The 24,423-nt window shown below is 70.1% G+C and carries 28 protein-coding genes; 8 read left to right on the plus strand and 20 right to left on the minus strand.

Translation table 11 applies throughout. The features are described 5' to 3' along the window. Window positions 1-99 precede the first annotated feature (99 nt). Window positions 100-267, minus strand: a complete 168-nt coding sequence (locus tag H2Q94_RS26420) for a DUF3117 domain-containing protein (RefSeq protein ID WP_184476971.1) — start codon at window positions 265-267, stop codon at window positions 100-102. A gap of 375 nt (window positions 268-642) precedes the next feature. Between H2Q94_RS26420 and H2Q94_RS26425 the strand changes: the two genes are divergently transcribed. Further along, complete coding sequence (locus H2Q94_RS26425) at window positions 643-1,431, plus strand: enoyl-CoA hydratase-related protein (protein WP_243789858.1); 789 nt, start codon at window positions 643-645, stop codon at window positions 1,429-1,431. A 45-nt stretch (window positions 1,432-1,476) separates the two neighbouring features. On the opposite strand, the gene H2Q94_RS26430 is transcribed toward H2Q94_RS26425, so the two are convergent. The 3 genes from H2Q94_RS26430 to H2Q94_RS26440 all read right to left on the minus strand — a co-directional run bounded on the left by H2Q94_RS26430 (window position 1,477) and on the right by H2Q94_RS26440 (window position 2,749). Then, window positions 1,477-1,932 carry an SRPBCC family protein gene (locus H2Q94_RS26430; RefSeq protein WP_243789859.1) on the minus strand — a complete coding sequence of 152 codons (456 nt, stop codon included), beginning with the start codon at window positions 1,930-1,932 and terminating at the stop codon, window positions 1,477-1,479. A gap of 5 nt (window positions 1,933-1,937) precedes the next feature. Then, window positions 1,938-2,279 (minus strand): DivIVA domain-containing protein, encoded by a 342-nt coding sequence (locus H2Q94_RS26435; RefSeq protein ID WP_243789860.1) that lies wholly within the window; start codon window positions 2,277-2,279, stop codon window positions 1,938-1,940. Between the two features lie 119 nt (window positions 2,280-2,398). Next, the gene (locus tag H2Q94_RS26440; protein WP_243789861.1) at window positions 2,399-2,749 is read right to left on the minus strand and encodes a PadR family transcriptional regulator; all 351 of its coding nucleotides are present in this window, start codon (window positions 2,747-2,749) and stop codon (window positions 2,399-2,401) included. A 336-nt stretch (window positions 2,750-3,085) separates the two neighbouring features. Here H2Q94_RS26440 and H2Q94_RS26445 point away from each other — a divergent pair, with 336 nt between their 5' ends. Next, the gene (locus tag H2Q94_RS26445; protein ID WP_243789862.1) at window positions 3,086-3,454 is read left to right on the plus strand and encodes a hypothetical protein; all 369 of its coding nucleotides are present in this window, start codon (window positions 3,086-3,088) and stop codon (window positions 3,452-3,454) included. Window positions 3,455-3,487: 33 nt separating this feature from the next. On the opposite strand, the gene folP is transcribed toward H2Q94_RS26445, so the two are convergent. Genes folP through H2Q94_RS26460 form a run of 3 tightly spaced genes read right to left on the minus strand, consistent with a single transcriptional unit; the run spans window position 3,488 to window position 5,749 of the window. Next, entirely contained in the window at window positions 3,488-4,366 is an 879-nt protein-coding gene (gene folP, locus H2Q94_RS26450; RefSeq protein WP_243789863.1) for a dihydropteroate synthase, read from the minus strand. Window positions 4,367-4,424: 58 nt separating this feature from the next. Then, entirely contained in the window at window positions 4,425-4,976 is a 552-nt protein-coding gene (locus tag H2Q94_RS26455) for an LOG family protein (RefSeq protein ID WP_243789864.1), read from the minus strand. Then, on the minus strand, window positions 4,973-5,749 hold the full coding sequence (locus H2Q94_RS26460; RefSeq protein WP_243789865.1) for an LOG family protein: 777 nt from the start codon (window positions 5,747-5,749) through the stop codon (window positions 4,973-4,975). Before H2Q94_RS26460 ends, H2Q94_RS26455 begins: the two co-directional genes overlap by 4 nt. Before the next feature lie 230 nt (window positions 5,750-5,979). On the opposite strand from H2Q94_RS26460, the gene H2Q94_RS26465 reads away from it, so the two are divergent. Then, window positions 5,980-6,933, plus strand: coding sequence for a slipin family protein (locus H2Q94_RS26465; protein WP_243789866.1), 954 nt, complete (start codon window positions 5,980-5,982; stop codon window positions 6,931-6,933). Window positions 6,934-6,941: 8 nt separating this feature from the next. Here H2Q94_RS26465 and dapE read toward each other — a convergent pair whose 3' ends face one another. Then, window positions 6,942-8,018 carry a succinyl-diaminopimelate desuccinylase gene (gene dapE / locus H2Q94_RS26470; RefSeq protein WP_243789867.1) on the minus strand — a complete coding sequence of 359 codons (1,077 nt, stop codon included), beginning with the start codon at window positions 8,016-8,018 and terminating at the stop codon, window positions 6,942-6,944. A gap of 206 nt (window positions 8,019-8,224) precedes the next feature. Between dapE and dapD the strand changes: the two genes are divergently transcribed. Next, a complete protein-coding gene (dapD, locus tag H2Q94_RS26475; protein ID WP_243789868.1) occupies window positions 8,225-9,211 on the plus strand; it encodes a 2,3,4,5-tetrahydropyridine-2,6-dicarboxylate N-succinyltransferase in 987 nt (328 codons plus the stop codon). Window positions 9,212-9,313: 102 nt separating this feature from the next. Next, on the plus strand, window positions 9,314-10,234 hold the full coding sequence (locus tag H2Q94_RS26480; protein WP_243789869.1) for a CHAD domain-containing protein: 921 nt from the start codon (window positions 9,314-9,316) through the stop codon (window positions 10,232-10,234). Between the two features lie 4 nt (window positions 10,235-10,238). On the opposite strand, the gene dapC is transcribed toward H2Q94_RS26480, so the two are convergent. From dapC to typA, 8 genes are all read right to left on the minus strand, one after another. Continuing rightward, on the minus strand, window positions 10,239-11,357 hold the full coding sequence (gene dapC, locus H2Q94_RS26485) for a succinyldiaminopimelate transaminase (RefSeq protein ID WP_243789870.1): 1,119 nt from the start codon (window positions 11,355-11,357) through the stop codon (window positions 10,239-10,241). After that, on the minus strand, window positions 11,354-11,674 hold the full coding sequence (gene fdxA / locus H2Q94_RS26490; RefSeq protein WP_243789871.1) for a ferredoxin: 321 nt from the start codon (window positions 11,672-11,674) through the stop codon (window positions 11,354-11,356). Before fdxA ends, dapC begins: the two co-directional genes overlap by 4 nt. A gap of 164 nt (window positions 11,675-11,838) precedes the next feature. Next, window positions 11,839-12,816 carry a hypothetical protein gene (locus tag H2Q94_RS26495; protein ID WP_243789872.1) on the minus strand — a complete coding sequence of 326 codons (978 nt, stop codon included), beginning with the start codon at window positions 12,814-12,816 and terminating at the stop codon, window positions 11,839-11,841. Window positions 12,817-12,828: 12 nt separating this feature from the next. Then, on the minus strand, window positions 12,829-13,194 hold the full coding sequence (locus tag H2Q94_RS26500) for a hypothetical protein (RefSeq protein ID WP_243789873.1): 366 nt from the start codon (window positions 13,192-13,194) through the stop codon (window positions 12,829-12,831). Next, window positions 13,191-14,102, minus strand: a complete 912-nt coding sequence (gene mshB / locus H2Q94_RS26505; RefSeq protein WP_243789874.1) for an N-acetyl-1-D-myo-inositol-2-amino-2-deoxy-alpha-D-glucopyranoside deacetylase — start codon at window positions 14,100-14,102, stop codon at window positions 13,191-13,193. Before mshB ends, H2Q94_RS26500 begins: the two co-directional genes overlap by 4 nt. A gap of 122 nt (window positions 14,103-14,224) precedes the next feature. Then, window positions 14,225-14,785: an LURP-one-related family protein gene (locus H2Q94_RS26510; RefSeq protein WP_243789875.1), complete on the minus strand. Its 561-nt coding sequence runs from the start codon at window positions 14,783-14,785 to the stop codon at window positions 14,225-14,227. 260 nt (window positions 14,786-15,045) lie between these two features. Then, on the minus strand, window positions 15,046-16,779 hold the full coding sequence (locus H2Q94_RS26515; protein WP_243789876.1) for an ABC transporter family substrate-binding protein: 1,734 nt from the start codon (window positions 16,777-16,779) through the stop codon (window positions 15,046-15,048). Between the two features lie 158 nt (window positions 16,780-16,937). Further along, window positions 16,938-18,863: a translational GTPase TypA gene (gene typA, locus H2Q94_RS26520; RefSeq protein ID WP_243789877.1), complete on the minus strand. Its 1,926-nt coding sequence runs from the start codon at window positions 18,861-18,863 to the stop codon at window positions 16,938-16,940. A gap of 398 nt (window positions 18,864-19,261) precedes the next feature. Between typA and H2Q94_RS26525 the strand changes: the two genes are divergently transcribed. Then, window positions 19,262-19,432, plus strand: coding sequence for a hypothetical protein (locus H2Q94_RS26525; RefSeq protein ID WP_243789878.1), 171 nt, complete (start codon window positions 19,262-19,264; stop codon window positions 19,430-19,432). 45 nt (window positions 19,433-19,477) lie between these two features. Here the strand turns inward: H2Q94_RS26525 and H2Q94_RS26530 are convergent, their stop codons facing one another. Further along, entirely contained in the window at window positions 19,478-19,801 is a 324-nt protein-coding gene (locus H2Q94_RS26530; protein WP_243789879.1) for a YciI family protein, read from the minus strand. A 220-nt stretch (window positions 19,802-20,021) separates the two neighbouring features. On the opposite strand from H2Q94_RS26530, the gene trpS reads away from it, so the two are divergent. Further along, complete coding sequence (gene trpS, locus H2Q94_RS26535; protein ID WP_243789880.1) at window positions 20,022-20,987, plus strand: tryptophan--tRNA ligase; 966 nt, start codon at window positions 20,022-20,024, stop codon at window positions 20,985-20,987. 190 nt (window positions 20,988-21,177) lie between these two features. Here the strand turns inward: trpS and H2Q94_RS30770 are convergent, their stop codons facing one another. Together H2Q94_RS30770 and H2Q94_RS26545 are read right to left on the minus strand one after the other, a co-directional pair. After that, entirely contained in the window at window positions 21,178-21,978 is an 801-nt protein-coding gene (locus tag H2Q94_RS30770; protein ID WP_309501082.1) for an NUDIX domain-containing protein, read from the minus strand. Between the two features lie 253 nt (window positions 21,979-22,231). Then, on the minus strand, window positions 22,232-23,266 hold the full coding sequence (locus H2Q94_RS26545; RefSeq protein ID WP_309501083.1) for a HAMP domain-containing sensor histidine kinase: 1,035 nt from the start codon (window positions 23,264-23,266) through the stop codon (window positions 22,232-22,234). Between the two features lie 78 nt (window positions 23,267-23,344). Here H2Q94_RS26545 and H2Q94_RS30775 point away from each other — a divergent pair, with 78 nt between their 5' ends. Continuing rightward, on the plus strand, window positions 23,345-23,644 hold the full coding sequence (locus H2Q94_RS30775; protein ID WP_309501084.1) for a hypothetical protein: 300 nt from the start codon (window positions 23,345-23,347) through the stop codon (window positions 23,642-23,644). On the opposite strand, the gene H2Q94_RS26550 is transcribed toward H2Q94_RS30775, so the two are convergent. Beyond that, complete coding sequence (locus H2Q94_RS26550) at window positions 23,616-24,362, minus strand: response regulator transcription factor (protein WP_243789881.1); 747 nt, start codon at window positions 24,360-24,362, stop codon at window positions 23,616-23,618. The two genes, H2Q94_RS30775 and H2Q94_RS26550, sit on opposite strands and share 29 nt — an antisense overlap. Between the last annotated feature and the right edge of the window lie 61 nt (window positions 24,363-24,423).

Below are 24,423 nucleotides of genomic sequence, written 5' to 3' on the forward strand. Positions count from 1 at the left end.
AGGCCGTCTCGGCCACTCCACGGATACCGGCCCCGGCATCAACCTCGGATGCCAGGGCCGGCGACGATCGGGTGCACGCCGATCGCTTGCGCAGCGGCCTCAGCCGGTGACAGATTCCAGGGCCTCGCCCAGATTCGTTGCCTCCTCCACCGACATCTCGACGACGAGCCGCCCACCGCCCTCAAGGGGGACGCGCATTACGATTCCGCGACCCTCCTTCGTCACCTCGAGGGGACCGTCACCGGTCCGGGGCTTCATGGCCGCCATAGCGTGCTCCCTCCGTGAACTCTTCCCACCCACTGATCGCCCACAATCAGTCGGGTCCTGGTCCATTCTCCCCCATCCGGACGCAGCCGCGAAACCGAACCGATCAACTCGTGTCGCTCTTGCGCTGGTCGAATACCGGCAGCGGGTGGCAGACTCAGCCTCCGTGCGGGCATGTTCGGGACTTTTCGGCTCTCAGCACGGCCGTTCGTGCGAGCGTCGTACTGCCATTGCGGCATTTCCGGTCGACCGTCCCATCAGGACCGTTCCCGAAATGCGCACCGTCATCGCACCGGCACCCACCGTGTGCAGTCCACAGTGGATGAGCTGGTCAGGGTGCCCGCGGCCCGCACAGATCAAGCGACGAAAGGGCGAGAAGTGTCGGATGTACTGCTGACTCAGGACACCGGTGGCGTGCGACTGATCACGCTGAACCGGCCGGAGTCGTTCAACGCGCTCAACGTCGAGCTCAAGCTCGCGCTCACCGCGGCACTGCGCGAGGCCGCCGCCGACGACGCGGTGCGTGCGGTGGTGCTCACCGGAGCGGGACGCTCCTTCTGCGCGGGACAGGACCTCAAAGAGCACATCAAGATGCTGGAGTCCGACGACCCCACTCCACTGCGGACGGTCGAGGAGCACTACAACCCGCTGATCCGCGCGGTGGCGACCATGCCGAAGCCGATCATCGCCGCGGTCAACGGCAGCGCAGCCGGTGCGGGCGCCTCGCTGGCGTTCGCCTGCGACCTGCGGATCGCGGCGGCGGACGCCAAGTTCCTGATGGCGTTCGCGAGCGTCGGGCTGTCCACCGATTCCGGCGCGTCCTGGACGCTGCCGCGCCTGATCGGCTACGGACGGGCGATGGAGCTGATGCTGCTGGCCGAACCGGTCGCGGCCGAGGAGGCGCTGCGGATCGGCATGGTCAACCGGGTCGTGGACGCGGGCCACGCCTCCGATGCGGCACTGGAACTCGCGGCGCGCATGGCGACCGGACCCACCAGTGCCTACGCGAGGATCAAGGAGACGATGCGGGCGGCCGCCGCGGAAGGCCTCGACGAGGCCCTCGACGTCGAAGCGGGCGCGCAGATCGAGGCGGGCAAGACCCACGATCACCGCGAGGCCGTCGACGCCTTCGTCGCGAAGCGCAACCCGAACTTCACGGGGCACTGAGCCGGTCGGGGCCGTTCGTCCCGCAGGCGGGCGAGCGGCCCCGGCTCAGCTCTGGGCGGTGCGGTATCGCGGGCAGAACTCGGCGAAGCGGCCCAGGGACCGCTGCAGGCCCCAGGTGAAGGCGGGGCGCACCACGGGCCACATCGCCCCGGTTCCCGCGGGCATCGAGAGGTCCTCCCACCACACGAACGTCGACTCGTCGGACTCGCCGCGCCCGATCACCCGGAAACCGCCCTCCCCGGAGACCAGCGCTCCGGTGTGCCGCACCCGGCAGCACAGCGGCGCGCGCATCTCGATGATCTCCATGGTGTCCAGGAAACCGATCCCGCGCAGCCCGGTGAACGCGGCCAGCGTCGTACCGCGGCCACCGTCTCCGCTGATCACGTGCACCGTGGTGCCCAGCATCCACTCGCCTTGCCGCGCCCAGTCCGTCGCCGCCGCCCACACCTGCTCCGGCGCGGCGCGCACCGGAACCTCCAGCCGAAGCTGCGCGTTGCCCACCCGCTTCACTCCTCCCGGTCGACCGACCGGGCTCGCTGCAACTGGTCTCCCGCGATGTCCAGCTGCCGCTGCAGGACCGTCACCTGGCCGCGGAGGTCGTCGACCTCGTTGGCCAGCCGCTCCAGCGCCCAGTCCACCTCGGCAGCCTTATACCCACGCACGACCTGTTGAAACCGCAGCGAACGCACATCGGCACCTTCGACGTCGACGGCGGGCAGTCTGGTCGGCGTCGCGCCGGGCGGTAGCGCCTCCAACTGCTCCCCGCGTCCGAAGACCAGGGCAGCGAGCAGGTAGATCACCGCGGCGACCACGAGCACAACGAACAGGTAGATCAGCGCACTAGCCACGGTCCGATCGTGGCACGGCCGCCCTGCTTCCCGGCAGCAGACCTCGGTGCGGCCCGGTCACATCCGGGTCCCGAACCGAGCGAGCACAGAACCGCACGTCAACGGCGCGCGTGTCGCCGTCACGGCTGAGCGGGTGCCTGCGTGGGGATGATCTTTCCTTCGAGCACGCCTTCGATGGCCGAGGTGAACTCCCGCCACGCCCGGCGCTCCGAGCGCAGCGTCTCCATCCCGGACTGGGTGAGGCGGTAGGTCCGGCGCTGCCTGCCACCGACCGTGCTCCATGCGCTGCTCACGTATCCCGCTCGCTCTAAACGGCGCAGCGCGGGGTAGACGGTGCCCGTCGGCAGATCCAGTGCACCGCCACTGCGCTGCTGCAACGCTTCGATGATCGCGTAACCGTGCAGCTGTCTGCCGTCGAGCGTGGCGAGCAGCAGAGCATCGAGGTGGCCGCGGAGCGCATCAGCCTTCACAGGTAGCGACTCTACGGTCATTTGCCACCACTGTCACCGTCTGGGCGCAAGGGGCCGTTGGTCCTTTCCCGATTCTTCTGCGGGTGAATTGGATCACTCACTCGGGCGGCGGGCGTCCTTCGCGGGCAGCGCTGCACTGATCGACCGCAAGGAAGGTTCGCAAGATCGCGGTTCGTGATCGAAGCCGAGGAACCACAGCCCCGTTCGTGGGGCATTGCTCGGCCGAACGAGTGGACCGATTCACAAGCTACTCATCGCCACGGCTCGGCGGCCCACACTGCGGATCATCAGACGCGCCCACCGGGCGCGTGCCGACGAGGAGGCACGGAGGTCGGCGTGCGCGACGACAGCGAACGACAAGCTCCCGGTTCGATCGACGAACGGGAGGTCATCCTGCCGTCTCCCAGAGATCAGCTCGACTCCGATGCGGCGGCACAGCATCCCCTGTCCACCCGGTCGAGCCTCGATGACCTGCGTGTTCGCATCGCCGCGCTGGTCGATGCGGTGCACACCCTGCCTGCCACCGGGCTGGAGCTCGACGAGGCGCAGTGGCGCATCGACGAACTCTCCCAGGAGGTCAATCGCCCCTACCCGAGTCCGCCACGGGTGCGGTCGCGCTGGCTGCGGCTCGCACCGCTGCTGCGCGAGCTCGATTCGGCGCTGCCCGTGGCGGCGACCGGGCACATGATCGACGACGCCTTCTGACGAAGCCCGCAACGCGGCTCGTGCTGCGCTGCCTCAGGCCAGGGCGCGCAGCACTTGGCTCGGCGGACGGGTACCGGCGACGGCGGCGACCATGTCCACCACGCGCCGCGTCGCCGCGACCTGGTGAGCGCGGAACACGCGCGCACCGCACCAGGCCGCGATGGCGGTCGCGGCCAGCGTGCCCTCCAGCCGCTCGGACACCTCGACGTCGAGGGTCTCGCCGACGAAGTCCTTGTTCGACAACGCCATCAGCACCGGCCATCCGGTGTCGACGAGTTCCCCGATCCGGCGCACCAGCGCCAGCCCGTGCCAGGTGTTCTTGCCGAAGTCGTGCGTCGGGTCGATCAGCACCCCGGCGCGCGGCACGCCCAGCGACACGGCGAGTTCGGCGCGTTCCACCAGTTCCGCGGCGACTGCCGCGACCACGTCCGGGTAATGCACCCGGTACGGATCGGTGCGCGGCGGCAGCCCCCCGGTGTGCGAGCACACGACGCCGACGCCGAACTCGGCGGCGACCCGCGCCACCTCCGGATCAGCCCCGGCCCACGTGTCGTTGAGCAGGTCGGCCCCGGCTTCGCACACTCGCCGGGCGACCGTGCCGCGCCAGGTGTCGACGCTGATCACCAGATCGGGATGCCGCTCCCGGACCGCCGCGACGAACGGCACCACCCGGCGGGACTCCTCGTCGACGTCGACCCGTTCGCCCTGCGCTCCGGCGCGGACTCCTCCGATGTCGACGATGTCGGCACCGTCCTCGACCGCGGCGTCCACGGCCGCCAGCGCGGCCTCGGCGGCGAAGGTGGCACCACGGTCGAAGAACGAGTCGCGGGTGCGGTTGACGATGGCCATGACCAGCGCACGGTCCGCGGCCACATCCTTACCGCCGAACCGCAACGCAGCCTGAGACGTCATGCCCCGATCCTGGCACGGCCAGGTTCATTCGGAATGACCTGCGTAGGTGTCCGGGACCTCAGCCGCAGGCGTCGAGTGCGGCGTCCACGTCGGTGACGATGGTGAGGGCGTCGAGGGAGCGTTGGGAGGCGAATCCGTCGGCGACGAGGCCGCGCACCCAGTCCAGCATCCCGCGGTAGTGCCCGTCCGGATCGAGGATCACCACCGGCTTGCTGTGCATGCCGATGTAGCGGGACGTCCACACCTCGAACAGCTCCTCGCAGGTACCGATGCCACCGGGCAGCGCGAGGAACGCCGAGGCGTGCGCGTCCATCAGCCCTTTGCGTTCCCGCATGGTGTCCACGACGAGCAGTTCGTCGGCGTCGTCGTCGGCGACCTCCCGGTCGACCAGGGCGCGCGGGATGACCCCGACCGTGCGGCCCCCGCCCGCGCGAGTCGCTCTGGCCACCTCACCCATCATGGACACCCGGCCACCACCGGAGACGAGCGTCCAGCCGCGCTTGGCGACACCGGTACCGACCTCGGCCGCGAGGTCCAGGTACCACTGATCCACCGGGCCGGAGGCGCAGTACACGCACACCGCCACCCCGGTGGTCTCCTGCTCGCTCAATGCGCGTCCTCCCATGCTTGATATGCCTCTTCCACGATGCGCACCGCATCCTCTACGTCGTCGGTCAGGTGCAGCAGGGCCAGGTCCTTCTCGCCGACCTTGCCGGACGCCAGCATGGTGTCCCGGACCCAGTCGTAGAGCCCCTGCCAGTAGGAACGTCCGAACAGCACAACGGGGAACTTGGTGACCTTCTTGGTCTGCACCAGGGTGAGCGCCTCGAAGAGCTCGTCCATCGTGCCGAAGCCGCCCGGCAGGCAGATGAACCCTTGGGCGTACTTGATGAACATCGTCTTCCTGGCGAAGAAGTATCGGAAGTTCACCCCGAGATCAACCCACGGGTTGAGACCCTGTTCGAAGGGCAGTTCAATGCCGAGCCCGACCGACAGCCCGCCCGCTTCGGAGGCGCCGCGGTTGACGGCTTCCATGGTGCCAGGGCCGCCGCCGGTGATGACGGCGCAGCCGATGCCGGCCATCGCCGCGCCGAGCTCCCTGCCGACCTCGTATTCAGGGTGGTCACGCGGGGTGCGGGCGGAACCGAAGATCGTCACTGCGCGCGGCACCTCGGCGAGCGCGCCGAATCCCTCCACGAACTCGGACTGGATGCGCATCACCCGCCAGGGGTCGGTGTGCACCCAGTCGGTCGGGCCGCGCGAGTCCAGCAGACGCTGGTCGGTGGTCGTCGGTTCGTGCAGCCGGGAACGGCGCAGCACGACCGGTCCCCGTCGTTTCTCCTGCGGACGCTCCGCGCCGTTGAGTGAGCCCTCGATGGTCATGGGACGAGGGTAAGCACCTCCGGAAGAACGGAGGGTTCCCCGCCGGTGACCACGCGGTGCCGACCTGGGAGACGGCCGGCCGCACCATTCGATCTGGCCTTGTTGACCTGCGACGGAACGATTCGGAGGGGTGGACTCGGGGCGTACCGTGAGCAGTACGACGACCCGACTGGTGCCCGTCCGGCGCAGGTCGGCGGCACCGAGGCCGCGGATCCAGGTTGGGGGCCGCCATGCTCATCGAGCTGCTCGTCATCGTTCTGGTCATCGCCGTGCTCTGCGTCGGCTCCGCCACGAGGATCATCACCCAGTACGAGCGGGGTGTCGTGTTCCGCTTCGGCAGGTTGCAGCAGTCGGTGCGCGGGCCGGGCCTCACTTTCATCATCCCGGCCGTGGATCGGCTGCGGAAGGTGAACCTGCAGATCATCACCATGCCGGTGCCCGCACAGGAGGGCATCACCCGCGACAACATCACGGTGCGGGTGGACGCGGTGGTGTACTTCAACGTCACCGATCCGGCGCGGGCGGTGGTGAACGTCGAGGACTACCTGTTCGCGATGGGCCAGGTCGCCCAGTCCTCGCTGCGGTCGATCATCGGCAAGAGCGAGCTCGACGACCTGCTCTCCAACCGGGAGCGGCTCAACGAGGGCCTCGAAGTCATGATCGACAGTCCTGCGCTGCACTGGGGCGTGCACATCGACCGGGTAGAGATCAAGGACGTGTCGTTGCCGGAGTCGATGAAGCGGTCCATCGCCCGGCAGGCCGAGGCGGAGCGGGAGCGGCGTTCCCGAATCATCGCCGCCGACGGCGAGTACCAGGCCTCCCGCAAGCTTTCCGATGCCGCGGACGTCATGGCCGACGCCCCCGCCGCGCTGCAACTGCGCCTGTTGGAGACGGTGGTGGAGGTCGCGGCGGAGAAGAACTCGACGCTGGTCCTGCCGTTCCCGGTGGAGCTGCTCCGCTTCGTCGAGCACGCCCAGACCATGCAACAGGCCCAGGCCACGCAACAGCCCCAGACCTCGCAACAGCCTCAGGCCCCGCAGCAAGCCGAGGCCGCACCGGAGCAGGAAGAGCCCGTCGTTCAGGACTCGATCGCCCAGGTCCCGGAGCCCGCCGGCGCACCCGATGTCGAGGGACTGCCCCCGGTGCACGACGCCAGGATCGCCCCTCCGCAGCACACCACCTGAACTCGACGTCAGCGCAGGAAGCGGGTGAGCACGTCCGCGCAGTGGCGGATGTCCGCGGTGGGCACGTTCTCCTGCTGGGTGTGCGCCAGCGTCGGCGAGCCGGGGCCGAAGTTCACCGCGGGCAGGCCTCGCGCGGCGAACCGGGCGACGTCGGTCCAGCCCAGCTTCGCCACCGGCTCCCCTCCCGCCGCCGCGACGAGTTCGGCAGCCGCGGGCGAGCCCAGTCCCGGCAGCGCGCCACCGGAGGCGTCGACGACGGTCACGTCGAATCCGTCGAACACCTCGCGGACGTGGGCTTCGGCTTCGGCGAGGGACTTGTCGGGGGCGAAGCGGTGGTTGACCGCGACCACGCACGAGTCGGGCACGACGTTGCCCGCCACACCGCCTTCGATCCGCACCGCCTGCAGTCCCTCGTGGTACTGCAGTCCGTCGATCACCGGTTCGCGCGGCGTGTAGTCGAGCAGCCTGCGCAGGATCGGCTCGGCCGCGTGGATGGCGTTGTCCCCCATCCACGCGCGCGCGGTGTGCGCGCGGGTACCGCTGGTGCGGATCTCCACGCGCAGCGTGCCCTGGCAGCCGGCTTCGATGGTGGCGTTGGAGGGCTCGCCGACGATGGCCAGATCACCTTCGAGCCACTCCGGCAGTTCCCGTTCGATCCGGTTGAGCCCGTTGCGCTCGGCTGCGATCTCCTCGCAGTCGTAGAACAGGAAGGTGAGGTCGTGGCGCGGTTCCGGCAGTGCCGCCGCCACGTGCAGCAGGACGGCGTCGCCGCCCTTCATGTCCACCGTTCCGCAACCGTGCAGCACCTCGTCGTCACCGGAGCCGGTCCGATGCGATGGCAGGTTGTCGTTGATCGGCACCGTGTCGAGGTGCCCGGCGAGCAGCACCCGCGAAGAACGCCCCAGATCGGTGCGGGCCAGCACCGCCTCGCCGCTGCGCACGACTTCCAGGTGCGGCGCCTGGGTGCGCAACGCGTGTTCGACGGCGTCAGCGATGCGCCGCTCTTCACCGGAGACGCTGGGAATGTCCACCAGCGCGGCGGTCAGCTCGACGGGCTCGGCACGGAGATCCAGGGGCGCGGTCATCCGAAGCAGGCTACCCGGCCGCCGACCGTCGCCGCCGCGCCGACACGAGAGTGATCAACGCCACTAGAACAGTCCACGATGGACACTACGGGCGGCGGAATTCGCCGCTGCGGTGGGCGATCGTCCGATCACGAAGCGTGCTCGTGGTCTCGGAGGAGCCGACCCCTGGAGGGCGGTGCCGAAGTGCGCCGATTACCGTTTTTCGCATGAGCTCGCAGACACCCGACCCGCAGACCACCGGCGCCCACGGCGTCGGCCTGGCCACCGTCACCAACGACGGCACCGTGCTGGACACGTGGTTCCCCACGGTCAAGCTCGGCGAGCCCGGCGAATCCCGCACCACCCGGCTGACCGCCGAGGAAGCGGTGAACTCCCTGGGCGCGGCCGGGGCGGCGCTGCTCGGCCGGGACGACGCCCGCGGCGTGGACGTCGTCGCCGTGCGCACCGAGATCGGCAGGCTTTCCGACGAGCCCGCCGACACCCACGACATCTACCTGCGCCTGCACCTGCTCTCGCACCGCCTGGTGCGCCCGCACGGGCAGAACCTGGACGGCATGTTCGGGTTGCTGTCCAACGTCGTGTGGACCAACCACGGCCCCTGCCCCGTCGAAGGGTTCGAGGCGACCCGGATGAGCCTGCGGGCGCGCGGCCCGGTCACCGTCTACAGCGTGGACAAGTTCCCGCGCATGGTCGATTACGTGACGCCGTCCGGCGTGCGCATCGGCGACGCCGACCGAGTGCGGCTCGGCGCGCACCTGGCAGGCGGCACCACCGTGATGCACGAAGGCTTCGTGAACTTCAACGCGGGCACGCTCGGCGCCTCCATGGTCGAGGGACGGGTCTCGGCAGGCGTGGTCGTCGGGGACGGCTCCGACGTCGGCGGCGGCGCCTCGGTGATGGGCACCCTCTCCGGCGGCGGCAAGGAGATCATCTCCATCGGCGAGCGCTGCTTGATCGGCGCCAACGGCGGGATCGGCATCACCCTCGGCGACGACTGCGTGGTGGAGGCCGGTCTGTACGTCACCGCGGGAACCAAGGTCACGCTGCCGGACGGCACGCTGACCAAGGCTCGGGAACTGTCCGGTTCGAACGGACTGCTGTTCCTGCGCAACTCCGACACCGGAGCCGTGGAAGTCCGGCCGCGCTCCGGCGGCAAGGTGGAGCTGAACGCGGCGCTGCACGCGAACGACTGACCCGTTCGGTGCCGGTCGCGCACGCGACCGGCACCGTTCCTCCGGCGATTCGACCGCCTAACGACGGGGGTTCACCGGCTTCGAATCGGTGACACTGGTGGCATGAACCGCATCGGCGCCTCCGGCCTGCCACCCGAACCAATGGTGGCGACCCGGAACGATCCGATCGCCGAGCACGTCCGTGCCGCGCTGGACGCCCGGTTACGCACACTGCTGGAACATCAGGCAGGCACCCGAAGCGGCGAGTCCCCCGAGCAGCTGCACCAGATGCGCGTCTCGGTGCGCAGAATGCGGTCCGTGCTCAAGTCCGCCGCACCCTTCCTCGACCAGCACTGGTCGGAGCCGCTGCGCGCGGAACTGGGGTGGCTCGGCCGCGAACTCGGCGTGGTCCGCGACCTGGACGTGCTGCTCGCCCGGCTGCACCGGGATGCGGCGGAATTCGAAGCCGCGCAACGTGAATCGGCGGCTCAACTGATCGGCGCGCTGGAAGCCGAACACCGGGCCGCGCGAGAGTCGCTGCAGGCCGCGCTGAACGGCGACCGCCACCGATCACTGCTCAACGCGCTGGCCGAAGCGGTGCACGATCCGCTGCCCGCCTCCGACGTCGAGCATTGCGGAACCCGCGAGCTCCGGGCACTGGTCGCCAAGCAGTACCGCAAGCTGCGGCGAACCGTCGACGAACTCGGCGCCGAGCCCACCGATGCGGAACTGCACGAGCTGCGGATCCTCGGCAAACGGCTGCGCTACACCGCGGAACTCGCCGAGCCGGTGTTCGGGAAACCGATGCGCCAGCTGCTCAACGTCGCGAAGCACTTCCAGGACGTGCTCGGCGAACATCAGGACGCCTGCGTCGCCGAACAGCGGGTGCTGGAGCTGTTGACGGATCTCGGCCCCGCCCCCGATCCGGCGGTCGCGTTCGTGGCCGGTCGTCTCGTCGAACGCGAGCATTCCCGCCGAGTCGCGCATCGGCAGCGGTGGCGCGAATGCTGGCGCGACCTGCGCAGCACCGCGGCGAAGGTGTGAGCGCTCAGCTCAGGCGGTCCGCCGCGGCCCGGATCCGCTCGTCGGTGGCGGTCAGCGCGATCCGGACGTGCCGCTGTCCGGCCGGGCCGTAGAACGTGCCGGGCGCGACGAGAATCCCGCGCTGCGCCAGCCGATCCACCGTTTCCCACGCGTCCGCTCCGCGCGTCGCCCACAGGTACAGGCCGCCGTGCGAATGCTCGATGGTGAACCCGGCGGCCTCCAGCACGGGCCGCAGGACCGCGCGTCGGGCCGCGTACAGGTCGCGCTGCACGCGCACGTGCTCGTCGTCGGCCAGTGCCGCCGTCATGGCCTGCTGCACCGGTCGCGGCATGATCATTCCCGCGTGCTTGCGCAGTTCCAGCAGCCGGGCCACGAGATCCGGGTCGCCGGTGACGAACCCGGCGCGGTACCCGGCCAGGTTCGACGACTTCGACAGCGAATGCACCGCAAGGATCCCGGTGAAGTCCGTGGTCACCGAGGGATCCAGCACCGACACCGGCTCGGCTTCCCAGCCGAGCGCCAGGTAGCACTCGTCCGAGGCCACCACGGCCCCGACCGCGCGCGCCGCCCGCACCGACTCCGCGAGCTCGGCGGCGTCGAGCACCCGGCCGGTCGGGTTCGACGGCGAGTTCAGCCACACCAGGGTGGTTCCGGCGGGCGGGGTCTCGCCCGGCGCGAGCCGCACCACCTCGGCACCGACGATCTTCGCGCCGACCTCGTAGGTCGGGTACGCCAGTTCCGGGATGGCGACGATGTCACCCGGGCGCACCCCGAGCAGCGTCGGCAACCAGGCGACCAGCTCCTTGGAGCCGATCGTCGGCAGCACCGCGGCCGGGTCGATGCTGACGCCGTGCCTGCGCACCAGCGCGTCGACCGCGGCCTCCCGCAGCTCGGGAGTGCCGTGCGTGGCCGGATAGCCGGGGATGTCGGAGACCGCGGCCAGCGCACCGCGCAACGGCTCCGGCACCGGATCGACGGGAGTTCCGACCGAGAGGTTCACCAGCCCGTCGGGATGCGCCCGTGCCGTCGCGGTCTGGCCCGCCAGCGAATCCCAGGGGAAATCCGGCAGGCTCGGACCGCGCAGCGCGGGTGCCCCGTCCGCGGGGTGCGTCCCGGAGGTCATTCTCCCTGCGGGGGCAGGCTGGTCACGGGCTCGACGTCCATCTCGACCTTGCCGACCTTGGCCGCGCCGCCGGGCGAGCCGAGCTCGTCGAAGAAGTCGACGTTCGCCTTCGTGTACGCGCCCCACTCGTCGGGGACGTCGTCCTCGTAGTAGATGGCCTCGACCGGGCAGACCGGCTCGCAAGCACCGCAGTCGACGCATTCATCGGGGTGGATGTAGAGCATCCGCCCGCCTTCGTAGATGCAGTCGACAGGGCATTCCTCGATGCATGCCTTGTCGAGCACGTCGACGCAGGGCTCGGCGATCACGTAGGTCACGGTTGCTCTCCTGCTTGTTTTCGGTCCGGACCAGGCTTCCGCTACCCGGCCGATGACAGTATCCCCCGGCCCCTGCACTGCGAGCCAAGGTGGTCCCACCGCACGGGATCCGATTCGACCATACGTCGGGCCGGGCACGGCGGTAAACGCCGTAAACCCCTAGATCACCGACGCGTCACCGTGTAGCCCTCCGCTCGCAACCACTTCGCGCCGAGCTTGCCGATGCGCCGCAGCGCGGACCGTTCGCCCAGGTAACCGCCCACGACACCGATGATGGGGACGTTGCCGATCAACTCGTGGTAGAAGCGGCCCTGCGGGCGCTTGTCCAACTCCGAGTCGATCTCCCAGAGGGCACGTGCCATTCGCCACACCGTGCGCACGACCGCCTTCAGCCGGGAGCCGCCCGCCCGCTCGGCCGCGTCGAGCTCCTCGGTCAGTTCCGCGGTCTTCGCGTCCTCCTCTGCCTGCGCACCGCCGCGCGCCCCGGAGGCGACGTCCTCGGCGAGTTCGCGCTCCAGCAGCACTTTCGCGATCAGCCGCACTCGCGTGGCGTGATCGGTGGCGCCGTGCTCGGCCGCGATGGCCGACAGCACCAGCCCCTGACCGGCCAGGCCCAGCGCGTTGCGGATCGGCAGCCGCGAGGTGAGCGCGCCGCCGAAGCGGGGCAGTCCCGCCACGACCGCGACCAGTCGTCCGACCCGCTGCGCCCACCAGTCACAGCGCTGGTCCACGCTCATCGCGTCCCAGGTCGAACTGCCCGGCAGCCGCATGCCGTCGAGCTGCCGCAGCAGCTTGTGCAGCAGTCCGGGTCCGTTGCCCGATTCGTCGCCGGAGTCCGCGCTTTCGCGCTCATCTTTCCTGCCGGCGGTGTCGCGCCCACCGTTCCCGTCGACCGTTGCGCGTCCCTCGCTCGCGTCGGCTTTCTCCGGCGGTCCGGCACAGCCGGGCTCACCCGCGTCCGGAGCGGCCTCGACATCAGGTTCCCCGGCGCCTTCGGCCTGCGCCGCCGCTGCGGTGTCCTCGAACCGGCCGCGCAGCCGCAGGGGGTCGGACTGCCGCAGCACGTCCAGCAACGGCGTGGTCGCACGCACGAACGGACGCAACACGGCCGCGACCCGCTCATCGGTCAACACCTCGGCCACGACCGCACCTCGCTACTTCCCCGTCGGCCTGCCCAGGACGATCCCGAGCATCATCGCCGACGGCAGCGTTCCCGCGCCGATCAGCAACAACGTCCGCCAGTCGTTGCCCATCAAGAGCACGTCCCCGCCGGGGCCGAAGAGGCCGAACACGAAGACCGTGGCAAACCACACCACCAGCGGCGCTGCCGCGACCCGCCTGCTCGGCGAGAGCCGACCAGCGGCCGAGACCAGCAGCGGAGTCGTCACGGCGGCGACCGCCGTCGTGATCGGGAACGGCACGCTGCCGATCCACAACGGCAGGAACAACAACTCCGCCAGCGCCAGCACCACGGCGTCGAGGAGCAGGAACCCGAGCACCACCCGGTCGAAGCCCGTCAACGCCGCTCCACCGGTTCGGTTCCGCTCACGCCGAGCCCGCCGAACAGGTCGTGCTCGCCGCCCTCCGGATCGCCCGTTGCCAGCACGTAGTGCTCGGTGTCCGACAAGGGGTGGGCCACCCCGTTCGACAACGCGTAGGCGCCGACTCCCGCACCGTTGTTCCACTCGTCCAACCACACCTGCACCTGGGTGCCGTGGGCGCGCAGCGCGCGGATCTTGCCGGACAGGTGGTCCTCGATCCCGATCACCGTGGTGATCGACTCGTCGGCCACGCTCGGCAGGTCGTCAACGCCGGGCAGTTCGAAGGGCAACGCCTCGGCCGTGGCCAGCTCGGCCAAGCCCGCCCGCAGCCGGTCCCGGGACGGCACGGTGTGGAACACCCGCAACACGTCCGGAACCTCCGCCGCGGCGGCCATCGTGACCTCGTGCGCCCGCACGTGATCGGGATGACCGTAGCCACCGTCGGCGGCGTAGGTGACCACGACCTGCGGCCGAACCTCGCGCAGCACGGTGGCGAGCGCCTCGGTCTGCTCGGTGAAGTCGCCGACGGCGAACGCCCGTGGGTGAGCGGCGGGCAACGCGCCGGCCCGGCCGACTTCCTCCCACAACATTCCGGAATCCCGCCAGCGGCCGATACCGCCGAGGAAGCGGTGATCCGCCACCCGCAACGCGGCGCACGCCGACCGCAGCTCGCCGACTCGGTAGCCGCCGAGCTGGTCGGCCTGGTCCGCGGCCAGCCCGCGCAGGCTCTCCGGGATGACCTCGCCCTCTTCACCGAGCGTGCAGGTCACCACGGTGACCTGCACTCCACGCGCCGCGTAGCGCGCGATCGTCCCGCCGGTCCAGAGGGTCTCGTCATCCGGATGCGCGTGTACCAGCAGCAGCCGGGGTGGAGCCGTCAGCGTCACCGGCCCAGCCTAATCGGAACGGTCCCCACCTCCACGCGGTGGTCGAGCGGCCGCCGGGCCGCCCTGTCAACCAGCATCGATCAACTTCACCCGGGCCGGGGAGCCGACTTCGCCCGGACGGATCACCGTCCCTGCAGCGCGTCCAGCGCGACCGCTTGGGCGAACACCAGCCGACGGTCCAGCCGCTCGTCCTCGATCTTGATCACATAGCGGTCTCGCAAGGAGACCTTCCGCTCCACCGACACCACGTTCCGGCCGTCCGCCGCGAAGTCGAAGTGGTACGGGAAGAAGAACGGGATGTTCTCCAGCAGCGGGATGAACTCCCACAGCCTGCGCAGCAGGGCGATCGGCTTGCTCCGCTCGTGGCCGACACCGGCCAGGTGCCCTGGCTGTTCCAGGTGCCAGGTCGAGCGGGCCAGCGACTTGCGGAAGTCCTTGCGGAACAGCCCGATCGGCGCACCGGACGCGTCCGTCACGTCGTAGCCCGACGCCAGGTCCAACGCCTTGCGCGCCCGGAACGCCGCCAGCACCTCGGTCTTGTCGGCGTCGGTGTAGAGCGTCACCTGCTCCTTGAACGCGACCCGCTTCTGCTGCGCGAACGCGACCAGTTCTCCCTCACCGCCCCGACCGTCGTCGGCCCGGATCTCGTACCGGTTCACCATGAACGTCATGCGCTGCCGCATGTGAAACGTCCCGACCTGCTGCAAACGCCCCGTTTCCACCCTTTTCTCCTTCGAACTCGGTTTCCCCGGCAACGCCAAGGAGTCGGTCATCGTCTTGTCAGTGGCGGGGCCGCTGACAAGCGGCCACCCGACCGGACCGCCGGCGGGTTCTCAGCGCGAGGACGGCTCGTCGCTGCGCAGAGAGCTGCTTGAGAAATCGATCCCGCAGCGAGAAGGCCGCTGCGGTTCCGCCACCCGATACAAGATCAACGTCCCGGGACTCAGTAGCCGTCGTTGTCGCTAGGGGTGCCTTGCCATTCGGCTGCCGTGGAGAACGGCCCGGCGAGCCCGTCGCCGCGCTGCACGCCGTGCACCTCGCGGCCGAACGCCAGCACCTGTGCCTGCTGGTACAGCGGCAGCGCCACGGCCTGCGACCACAGCACCGATTCGACCCTCGCCGATGCCTCCTCGAACGGCAGCGCACCGCTGAGCGCCGCGTCGATCGTCGGTTGCAGGAGCTGGTCGCAGAATCCGGTGGCGGTGAACGGGAACGGCTGGTCATCCGAGTCGACCCCGGGGCAGCCGTAGGAGGCCGCCATCATCGCCGCCGGATCCCCGTCCGCGGGCCGCGGCGCGATCGCCATGTCCATCGAGCTCTCCGCCCCGGGCTCCGCCGAGAGCGGGTTCGTCGGCAGCATCTCGCCGAACAGCTGATCACCGGTCGGCGTGACCACGGTGGCGTGGACGTCGTGCTCCCGCAGCTGCTCCGCGGCGGCCTCGGCGATCCGGATGTACTGCTCGTGCTCGAACGGGGCCGCGATCACCAGGTTCAGCGTGCGCCCGTCCTTCGTCCACGCACCCGCTTCGTGGCGGTACCCGGCCTCCGTGAGCAGCTGCCGCAGCCGCTCCGGGTTCGGCCCGTCCGTGCCCGGGGGTTCGGTCGGCGTGTAGCCACGCTCCGACGGCGCCAGCACTTGGGCGTGCGCATGCAGTTGGTCGCCCGGTCCGCCGCCGCTGCCCGCGTCGATCAGCGCCTGCCGGTCGAGCCCGGCCACAACCGCGTTGCGCACCCGCGCATCGGCGAGCTGGGCGCTGGTGGGCCGCAGCAGAACCTGCATCGTCGCCGGCCGAGGAACGGTGCTGACCTGCACCGAAGATCCGAGTTCGCGCAGCGCCGCCATAGTCGACCGATCCGCGCCGAACACCGCCAGGTGACTGTCTCCGCTGCGCAGGGCCTCGATCTGCCCGGCCTGATCGCTGGCGCGCAGCACGATCCGGTCGGAAACCGCGGGCGGCCCCCAGAACCGGTCGTTGCGCTCCAGGATGATCTCACCGCGCTGCAGGTCGACCTGCCGGATCGCGAACGGCCCGCCCGAGGCCGGGTAACCGCTGTCCAGGGCGGTCGTCCAGCCCCGCGGCGCGTCCCGCAGCAGATGCGCCGGGAGCAGGTTCGTGAACAGGCTCCGCCAGCCCGGGTAGGGCCGTTCGAAGGTCACTTCGACGGCCTTGCCGCCTTCTCGCGACTGCACGTCGTCGATCAGCTGGTACCCGGCGGGATCCGACACACCGGGCTGGGAGCGCAGCTGCTCCCACAAGTAGACGAAGTCCTCGGCGGCGATCGGCGCGCCGTCCGACCAGTTCGCCTCCTTGCGGATCCGGTAGCGCACCGTGAACCGCTCGGCCTCCGGCATCACGTCCGCCGACTCCATCAGCGTCGTGTCCAGCGTGCTCGCGCCGTCCGGTCCCGGCCGGAACACCGAGGGCAGCATCAAGCTCGACAGCGCCGAACTCGTCGGGGACAGGTCCGCCAGCGTGTGCGGGTTGAACCCGCCTTCCAGCGAGTCGACCCCGACGACCACCTCGGTCGGCATCGGCTGCGTCGAGGGTGCCGTCTGCGGGCTCGGCTCAGGCGGCTCGACCAGCGGCGGTGGCGGCGCGTCGCTGCAGGCCACCACCAAGCTTCCGATCGTGACCAGCAAGCTGACCACGGTGAACGGACGTCGACCCTGGTGCACGCTGCCGAACCTCCCCTTTGTCCCCGGTTGCCGAATCCAGGCGGGCGCGATGTCCCCCTAAAGAAGGACGCGCGGAAACCCTCATGGTTCCGCGCGTCCCTTCAACACTGCACACCGGGGTGGAAACGCTCGGCCTCCGCCCAGCCGGAAGCCGGGGCTCAGCTGTTGTCGCGAGCCTTGGCGCGCGACCGCTCGCGGCCACGCGTCGTGCTGTCGAGCACCATCTTGCGCACCCGGATCGCCTCCGGCCCGACCTCGACGCACTCGTCCGCGGAGCAGAACTCCAGCGCCTCCTCCAGGCCCAGCGTGCGGGGGCGGGCCAGCCGCTCCAGCTCGTCGCCGGTGGCGGAGCGCATGTTGGTGAGCTTCTTCTCCTTGGTGACGTTGATGTCGAGGTCCTCGGCGCGCGGGTTCTCGCCCACGACCATGCCCTCGTACACCTCGGCGCCGGGCTCCACGAAGAACGTGCCGCGGTCCGCGAGCTGCATCATCGCGTAGCTGGTCACCGGACCGGTGCGGTCCGCCACCAGCGAGCCGGTGTGCCGCGTGCGCAGCTCCCCGACCCACGGGAAGTACCCCTCGAAGACGTGGTTGGCGATGCCGGTGCCACGGGTCTCGGTGAGGAACTCGGTGCGGAAGCCGATCAGGCCGCGCGACGGGATCACGTAGTCGAGCTTGATCCGGCCGGTGCCGTGCCCGTCCATCGTCTCCATCTTGCCCTTGCGGCCGGCCAGCAGCTGAGTGATCGCGCCCAGGTGCTCTTCAGGGGCGTCGATCGTCAGCCGCTCGAACGGCTCGGAGAGCTTGCCGTCGATGGTCTTGGTGACCACCTGCGGCTTGCCGACGGTGAGCTCGAAGCCCTCCCGGCGCATGGTCTCGACCAGCACCGCCAGCGCCAGCTCGCCACGTCCCTGGACCTCCCAGGTGTCGGGGCGCTCGGTCGGAACGACCTTGAGGCTGACGTTGCCGATCAGCTCGGCGTCGAGGCGGTTCTTCACGAACCGCGCGGTGACCTTGGTGCCGCCGTTGCGGCCGGTCATCGGCGAGGTGTTCACACCGAGGGTCATCGAAATCGCCGGGTCGTCCACGGTGATCCGCGGCAGCGGCTCCGGGTTGTCCGGGTCGGCCAGGGTGTCGCCGATGGTGATGTCCGGGATGCCGGCGATCGCCACCAGGTCACCGGCGTACGCCTCGGTGGCGGGCACCCGGTCCAGGTTCTCGGTGATGAGCAGCTCGGTGAGCCGGACCTTCTCGACGGTGCCGTCCTCGCGGCACCAGCCGACGGTCTGCCCCTTGCTCAAGGTGCCCGCGTGGATGCGGCACAGCGCGATCCGGCCCAGGAACGCGGACGCGTCGAGGTTCGTCACCAACGCCCGCAGCGGCGCTTCGTGGTCGCCGAGCGGCGCGGGCACGTGCTCCATCAGGGTGTCGAACAGCGAGGTGAGGTCCTCGTCCTCGGGGAGGTCGCCGTCGGCGGGCTGGGTCCGGCTGGCACGGCCCGCGCGAGCGGAGGCGTAGATCACCGGGAGGTTCAGCACGGCGTCCATGTCCACCGCGCCCTCACCGTCGTCGAGCTCGGAGGCGAGGTCCAGCAGCAGGTCGTGGGCCTCTTCGACGACCTCGGCGCAGCGCGCGTCGGGCCGGTCGACCTTGTTCACGACCAGGATCACCGGGAGCTTCGCGGCCAGGGCTTTGCGCAGCACGAACCGCGTCTGCGGCAGCGGCCCCTCGCTGGCGTCGACCAGCAGGACCACGCCGTCGGCCATGGACAGGCCGCGTTCGACCTCGCCGCCGAAGTCGGCGTGGCCGGGGGTGTCGATCACGTTGATGGTGACGGGACCGTCCTCGGTCACCCGTCGGACGGCCGTGTTCTTGGCCAGGATCGTGATGCCTTTTTCCCGTTCCAGGTCATTGGAGTCCATGACCCGGTCGACGAGCTCGGCACGTTCGGAGAAGGCGCCGGATTGCCGCAGCATGGCGTCCACCAGGGTGGTCTTACCGTGGTCGACGTGCGCGACGATCGCGACGTTGCGCAGATCCGTACGGATCCGCTGGTTCGGTTCGGCGACGCTGGTGGCGGGCACGCGAGCACTCCATGAGTTGGAAGACAAAGATCAGGTCTGGCATGGCGGCGGCGCTTGTCGACCTCGGCTGCCACGGTTCCGCTGCCGCCGCTGCGGAACTCGTGACCCCGGCGCGGACCGGCTGCTCCCCGACCCCGTTGTTCCGGCACGCTCCGCCCATCGAAGAAAGGCGACCGGTTACGGACGGTGGGGGCCGAAGGCCCGACACTGCTTAGGCTCGGTGCGTTGTCGACACGCGGCCTACTCCAGCGTAGAGCACTCGGCGGCCGAGCCCGACGACAGGTGTTGAGCGCAACACCTGCGCAGGCCACATCAAGTTCGCCGCGGACGTCTCGCGGCACCTACGCTGACGGGCGTCCGGTCCCCCAGCGGACCTCTCCGGCAGCGGGAAGCCAGGCGTGGGCAAAAAGACGATCAAGGTCAAACGAAAATGTTGTCATTCGCGCCCGCCGTGCAAGCAGTGCCCGATCGTGGTGCTGCGCGAGGCACTGAAGGACGCGAAAGAGCACGAAGTCAAGAAAGCGCAAAAAAAGGCAAAGAAAGAGTCAAAAGGAAAGAAGACGCACTGATCCGCACCTCGGCGCGAGCCCAGGTGCGGATCAACACCGATTCACCTATTCGGCCGCCGGGACGAGCCGGTCCGCGTACTTCGCCATCTCCGGCACGGTGCGCAGCGCCTGGAATTCGATCACCTCGTGCCGACCGAGTTTGCGCAGCTCGAAGGGATCGGTAGCGAGGATGGCCTCCAGCTTTCCGCGACTCATGGAGCGCGCGATGAGCACGCCCCCGGTCAATGGACAGCCCGGTTCCGGAGTTCTATGACCGGTCGTGATGAAGTCACCGGCCTCGTAATGTCGAGTCACCCACTCATAGTGATCCACCAATGCGCCGTCGATGTCTGATTGCGGAGCGGTGTAGTTCAGCAATACGACGAACATGATTCCACGATAGCCCTCCCGCGCCACGAATGCCTATATATCTCTGCTAATGTGCGCGCTGTGCACGAAATGTCGCATCAGCGTCTGAGCATGTGGTGGGCCGCCCGAGGGCGGCCCCGGCTCGTCGTGCACTGAACCCGCACGCACATCGGTCGCCACCAGGCGGCCGCGCGGTGCGAGGACCCGACTGGTGAGCGGCCTCCGATCAGCAGGAGAGATCGTGACCCGCTTGTCCGGCATCACCCCGTCCGGCCACGTCCACTTGGGCAACCACCTCGGCGCGTTGCGCCGGTGGGTGACCGAGGGCGGCCCCGGCGACCTGTACTTCATCTCCGACCTGCACGCCATGACCCTGCCGTACCGGCCGACCCGCCTGCGGTCGCTGACCAGGGAGAACCTGGCCGTGCTGCTGGCGAGCGGGATCGCGCCGGATTCGGTTTTCGTGCAGTCCGACCTGGTCGGCGAGGTGGGTGCGCTGAACTGGGTGCTGGAGTGCGCCTGCGGCTACGGCGAGGCGGCCCGGATGATCCAGTTCAAGGAGAAGGGCGCGGGCCAGGACACCGCGCGGCTCGGCCTGCTGACGTATCCGGTGCTGATGGCCGCGGACATCCTGCTGCAGGGCACCACGGAGGTCCCGGTGGGAGTCGATCAGAACCAGCACGTGGAGCTGGCGCGCACCTTGGCGCGACGGTTCAACGGCACCTACGGCGAGGTGTTCGCGATTCCCCGAGCGGTGGTGCCGCGAACGGCCGCGGCGGTGCGGGACCTGGCGGATCCGGCGCGCAAGATGGCCAAGTCCGCGCAACAGCAGGCGGGCGTCGTGTTCGCGCTGGACGAGCCGGACGTGGTGCGGCGCAAGTTCCGCCGGGCGGTGACCGACGACCTCGGCGCCGTTCGCTATGCCCCCGATGAGCAGCCGGCGGTCGCGAACCTGCTGGAGATCCTCGCGGCCTGCACCGACGTCAGCCCGTACGCGGCTGCGGAGACGGCGACCACGTACGCGGAGCTCAAGAACGCCGTCGCGGAGGCGGTGGTCGAGCAGTTGCGGCCGGTCCGCGACGGCGCCCGCGAACTGCTCGACGATCCGGCCGAGCTGGACCGGATCCGGGAGAAGGGCGCCGCGCGCGCGGTGGAACGCGCCCGGCCGAGGCTGGACGCGGCGCTGCGGCTGGCCGGGCTGCGCTAGCCGCCCCGAACGGGTCGGCGCGGTTCCTCACCGTCGCCGACCCGTTCGTTCACCAGTTCGAGTACATCGGGGTCGAAATGGTGGCGAACGTCTGATCGACGTCGGCAACCTGGATCCATGCCCACCGAATTCGCCGCGCGGCTCGCCCGCTCCCGCAAGACCGATGGCCGAACGACCGCCGGACCGATCGTCAGCTCAGCAGCTCGCGCAGGGAGTGCACCAGCACGCGATCGGCCTCCAACCAGTCCAAGGCGCTCAGTTCGGTCGCGCGCGCCCAGTGCACCGCGCGATGCTCGACCGCCCTCGGCTCGCAGCCGGGGTCGGCCGGTTCCGCGGTGTGCACCCGCAACAGCATCCCGTTGTGCAGCGGCACGTCCGTACCGACGCGGCCGGTCGGCACCACGTCGACGTCCAGTTCCTCCTTGCACTCCCGGATGACGGCGTCTCGTTCGCTCTCCCCGGCTTCCACCCGGCCGCCGGGAAGTTCCCACCTACCGGCGTCCCGCGCCGGATAGCGCCGTTGTTGCACCAGCAGCCGTCCCTCGCGCGTGATCGCCGTCCCGACCACCACGGGCCTGCCGGCCCACTGCTCGGCCAGCGCACCGACCGCGCGCATCCGGCCCGCCAGCACCGCCAGCACCACCCGTCGGCCCAGCGCGACGTCGACCACTCGCCCGAGCGGCCCGAACGGGGTCGTCCACCGCAGCGAATCGGTCAGCAGCGTGTGGTCGCCGGCTTCGGCCAGCACGGATTCATGCCGCAACTCTTGGAGAGGACCAGCGATGAGCACCGATTCCAGCCGTTCGGCGTCGGCCCGCACGATGCGGGTGCGCAGCCTCGCAAGCCCGGCGTTCCGCAACCGGAAGGCGAGGTCGTCGCCGGGGACGAGGAGTTCCGCGGTGGGAGTGAGCGCCCGGCCCTGGATGCCCAGCTCCCGCAACCCCTCCTCCGCGGTGCGGGTATGGCGCAGCGCCGCTCCGACCGTGGTCAACGGGGCCGCTATCAGACCTGTGCTTCGCAACACCGACACGTGCGAACATCCTGCCGCACGCCGCCGGGGACGATTCCCAGGGTCGTTCCGGTGCGCGAAGTCGTTCATCGCACGGTTGAGAACGCACGACGGACAGCGGGCACGACCGCCGGGCACGGCGCGCTCGGCCGAGGCGGCGCCTTTCCCGCGAGGCTCGCTTCTCGCAAACCCGCACCCGACTCGGCTGTTCCGTGCCGTGGTCGCCCTGGCCGGGTCATTCCTCCCGTTGCGACGGCCGGAGCGGGCCGGGCAGCGGCCAGCGGATCTCGATCCGGGCACCGCCCTCCGGGGATTCCAGCGCTTGCACCGAACCACCGCGCCCGCGTACGGCCTCGGCCACCAGGGCGAGCCCGAGCCCGGATCCTCCGGTCCCACGTGCCCGGTCGGGTTGCACTCGGTGGAACCGGTCGAACACCAGGGCTCGGTGCGCGGGCGGGATTCCGGGGCCGTCGTCGTCGACGACCAACCGGACGGACTCGCCCGCGGGCAGCAACGACACTCGGACCAGCGCCCGCGCGTACCGCAGCGCATTGCTGATCAAGTTGTCCAGCACCGTGGCCACCTCCACGGCGCCGGCGAGGATCACCACGGTTCCGGTCGGTGCGGTGACCCGCACCCGTGGCCGGGCACCGCGCAGGTTGGCCCGGTCCGCCGCCGCTCGCACGGCGCTGACGAGCTCGACCGGCTGATGCCGGGGTTGCGAGCCCGACTCCGCCCGCGCGAGGGCGAGCAGGCCGTCGACCAGGTCGGACAACCGCTGCGCCTCGCTGGCGATGTCCTGCAAGGTCTCGTGCGCGAGTTCCGGATCGGGGTGCACGACCGCGACCTCGGCCTGAGCCCGGATCGACGCGACCGGGTTGCGCAGTTCATGTGCGGCATCGCCGGTGAACCGCCGCAACCACTCCGTGTCGCCGTCCCGGCGGGCCAACATCTCGTTGAGCGCCACGGCGAGGCCGCGCAGCTCGTCATCGGCGTTGGGAACCGGCAGCCGGTGGCCTTCCGGCAGGCTCACGGCGGCGAGCCGCATCCGTTCAACGGGGCGCAACGATCGCCGCACGACGAGCCAGGTCGCGATCCCGACGGCACCGGCGGCCAGGATCGGACCGAGCGTCAGCGCCCGCCCCGACATGCGCAGCGCGTCGCCGTGCCCGACCAGGTGCGCGGCGCCCAGCACCAATCGCGGGCTGCCCGCCGGGTCCGGCACCACGGTCCCGACCCAGCGGTACAAGCCCTGGTCCAGTCCGTACAACGGCGAATCGAGGATGCCTTCGCCGCTCTTGAGCGTGTTGACCTCCCACGGGCTGAGTTCGGGGCGGGAAGCGAGTCGATGGGAGCACCCGCGGTGTCGAGGATCCGGATCTCGCCGCCCGCGAGCAGCTTCGGGTCGGTACCGGCGGCCACCTGCCGCGCGGTGGCGTCCACCTTCGAGCGCAGCTCGGTATCGACCGAGTCGATGAGCAGCCAGCCGATCAGCCCGATGCTGATGTGCGCGAGCACTCCGAGTCCGACGAGCGCGACCAAGGTCGCCACCGCGCTGGTCCGGAACTGGATGGTGCGGCGTGCCCACCACGATCGAAGTTGCCGCAGCGGCCGCCACCTCACGTGGGTTCGTCTCCGCCGCGGGTGATGTCGGCGGGATCGGGACCTGGTCCGTCGTCCTGCACCGGCTCGGCACTGACCTGGTAGCCGTGGCCGCGCACCGTCCGCACCAGGTGCTCCGCTCCGACCGCGGCGAGCTTGCGGCGCAGGTAGCCGATGTAGACCTCAACGACGTTGCGGGTCACGAACTGGTCCGCTCCCCAGACGAGCCGGAGCAGGTCCTCCTTCGGCACCACCGTGCCCGGACGACCCGCTAGCGCGACGAGCAGCCCGTACTCCCGAGGGGACAGCGCCACGGTCGATCCGGCCCAGGTGACCTCCCGGCCGTCGCGGTCGATCTCCAGTTCGCCGAGCCGCAGCAGGCCGTGCCGGACGGAGCTCTCGCCACGTCGTGCCAAGGCGCGCACCTGCGCGGTCAGCACCAGGAAGGAGAAGGGTTTGACGAGATAGCCGTCGGCTCCGAGATCGAGCCCATCGGCTTGATCGACCTCGCCGTCCTTCGCCGAGAGCAGCAGCACCGGGGTGCTCACGCCTTGACCCCGCAAGCGCTCCAGCACTCGATACCCGGACAAGCCGGGCAGCATCACGTCCAGCACCACCACGTCGAAGGAACCGGTCGCGGCGAGCCGCAGCGCTTCGATCCCTTCGATCGCAACCGTGACCTCCATGCCCTCGGCCGTCAGGCCACGACGCAACGCCGTCCGGACTCCCGGTTCGTCATCGACCACCAACACCCGCGGCTGCATCTGCTCAGCATGCCGTTGCCGAGCCCGCCTGCGCACCAACGCCTGAGATCCTTCTCAGCTC

This window comes from Saccharopolyspora gloriosae, from assembly GCF_022828475.1.
Lineage (GTDB): Bacteria > Actinomycetota > Actinomycetes > Mycobacteriales > Pseudonocardiaceae > Saccharopolyspora_C > Saccharopolyspora_C gloriosae_A.

Excerpts from the sequence above, each read along its gene's own strand:
- H2Q94_RS26420 (WP_184476971.1), bottom strand. The coding sequence starts at position 267 with ATGGCGGCCATGAAGCCCCGGACCGGTGACGGTCCCCTCGAGGTGACG.
- folP (WP_243789863.1), bottom strand. The coding sequence starts at position 4,366 with ATGACGTCTCAGGCTGCGTTGCGGTTCGGCGGTAAGGATGTGGCCGCG.
- H2Q94_RS26460 (WP_243789865.1), bottom strand. The coding sequence starts at position 5,749 with ATGACCATCGAGGGCTCACTCAACGGCGCGGAGCGTCCGCAGGAGAAA.
- H2Q94_RS26465 (WP_243789866.1), top strand. The coding sequence starts at position 5,980 with ATGCTCATCGAGCTGCTCGTCATCGTTCTGGTCATCGCCGTGCTCTGC.
- dapE (WP_243789867.1), bottom strand. The coding sequence starts at position 8,018 with ATGACCGCGCCCCTGGATCTCCGTGCCGAGCCCGTCGAGCTGACCGCC.
- dapD (WP_243789868.1), top strand. The coding sequence starts at position 8,225 with ATGAGCTCGCAGACACCCGACCCGCAGACCACCGGCGCCCACGGCGTC.
- H2Q94_RS26480 (WP_243789869.1), top strand. The coding sequence starts at position 9,314 with ATGAACCGCATCGGCGCCTCCGGCCTGCCACCCGAACCAATGGTGGCG.
- dapC (WP_243789870.1), bottom strand. The coding sequence starts at position 11,357 with ATGACCTCCGGGACGCACCCCGCGGACGGGGCACCCGCGCTGCGCGGT.
- H2Q94_RS26510 (WP_243789875.1), bottom strand. The coding sequence starts at position 14,785 with ATGCGGCAGCGCATGACGTTCATGGTGAACCGGTACGAGATCCGGGCC.
- H2Q94_RS26530 (WP_243789879.1), bottom strand. The coding sequence starts at position 19,801 with ATGTTCGTCGTATTGCTGAACTACACCGCTCCGCAATCAGACATCGAC.
- H2Q94_RS30775 (WP_309501084.1), top strand. The coding sequence starts at position 23,345 with ATGGGAGCACCCGCGGTGTCGAGGATCCGGATCTCGCCGCCCGCGAGC.
- H2Q94_RS26550 (WP_243789881.1), bottom strand. The coding sequence starts at position 24,362 with ATGCAGCCGCGGGTGTTGGTGGTCGATGACGAACCGGGAGTCCGGACG.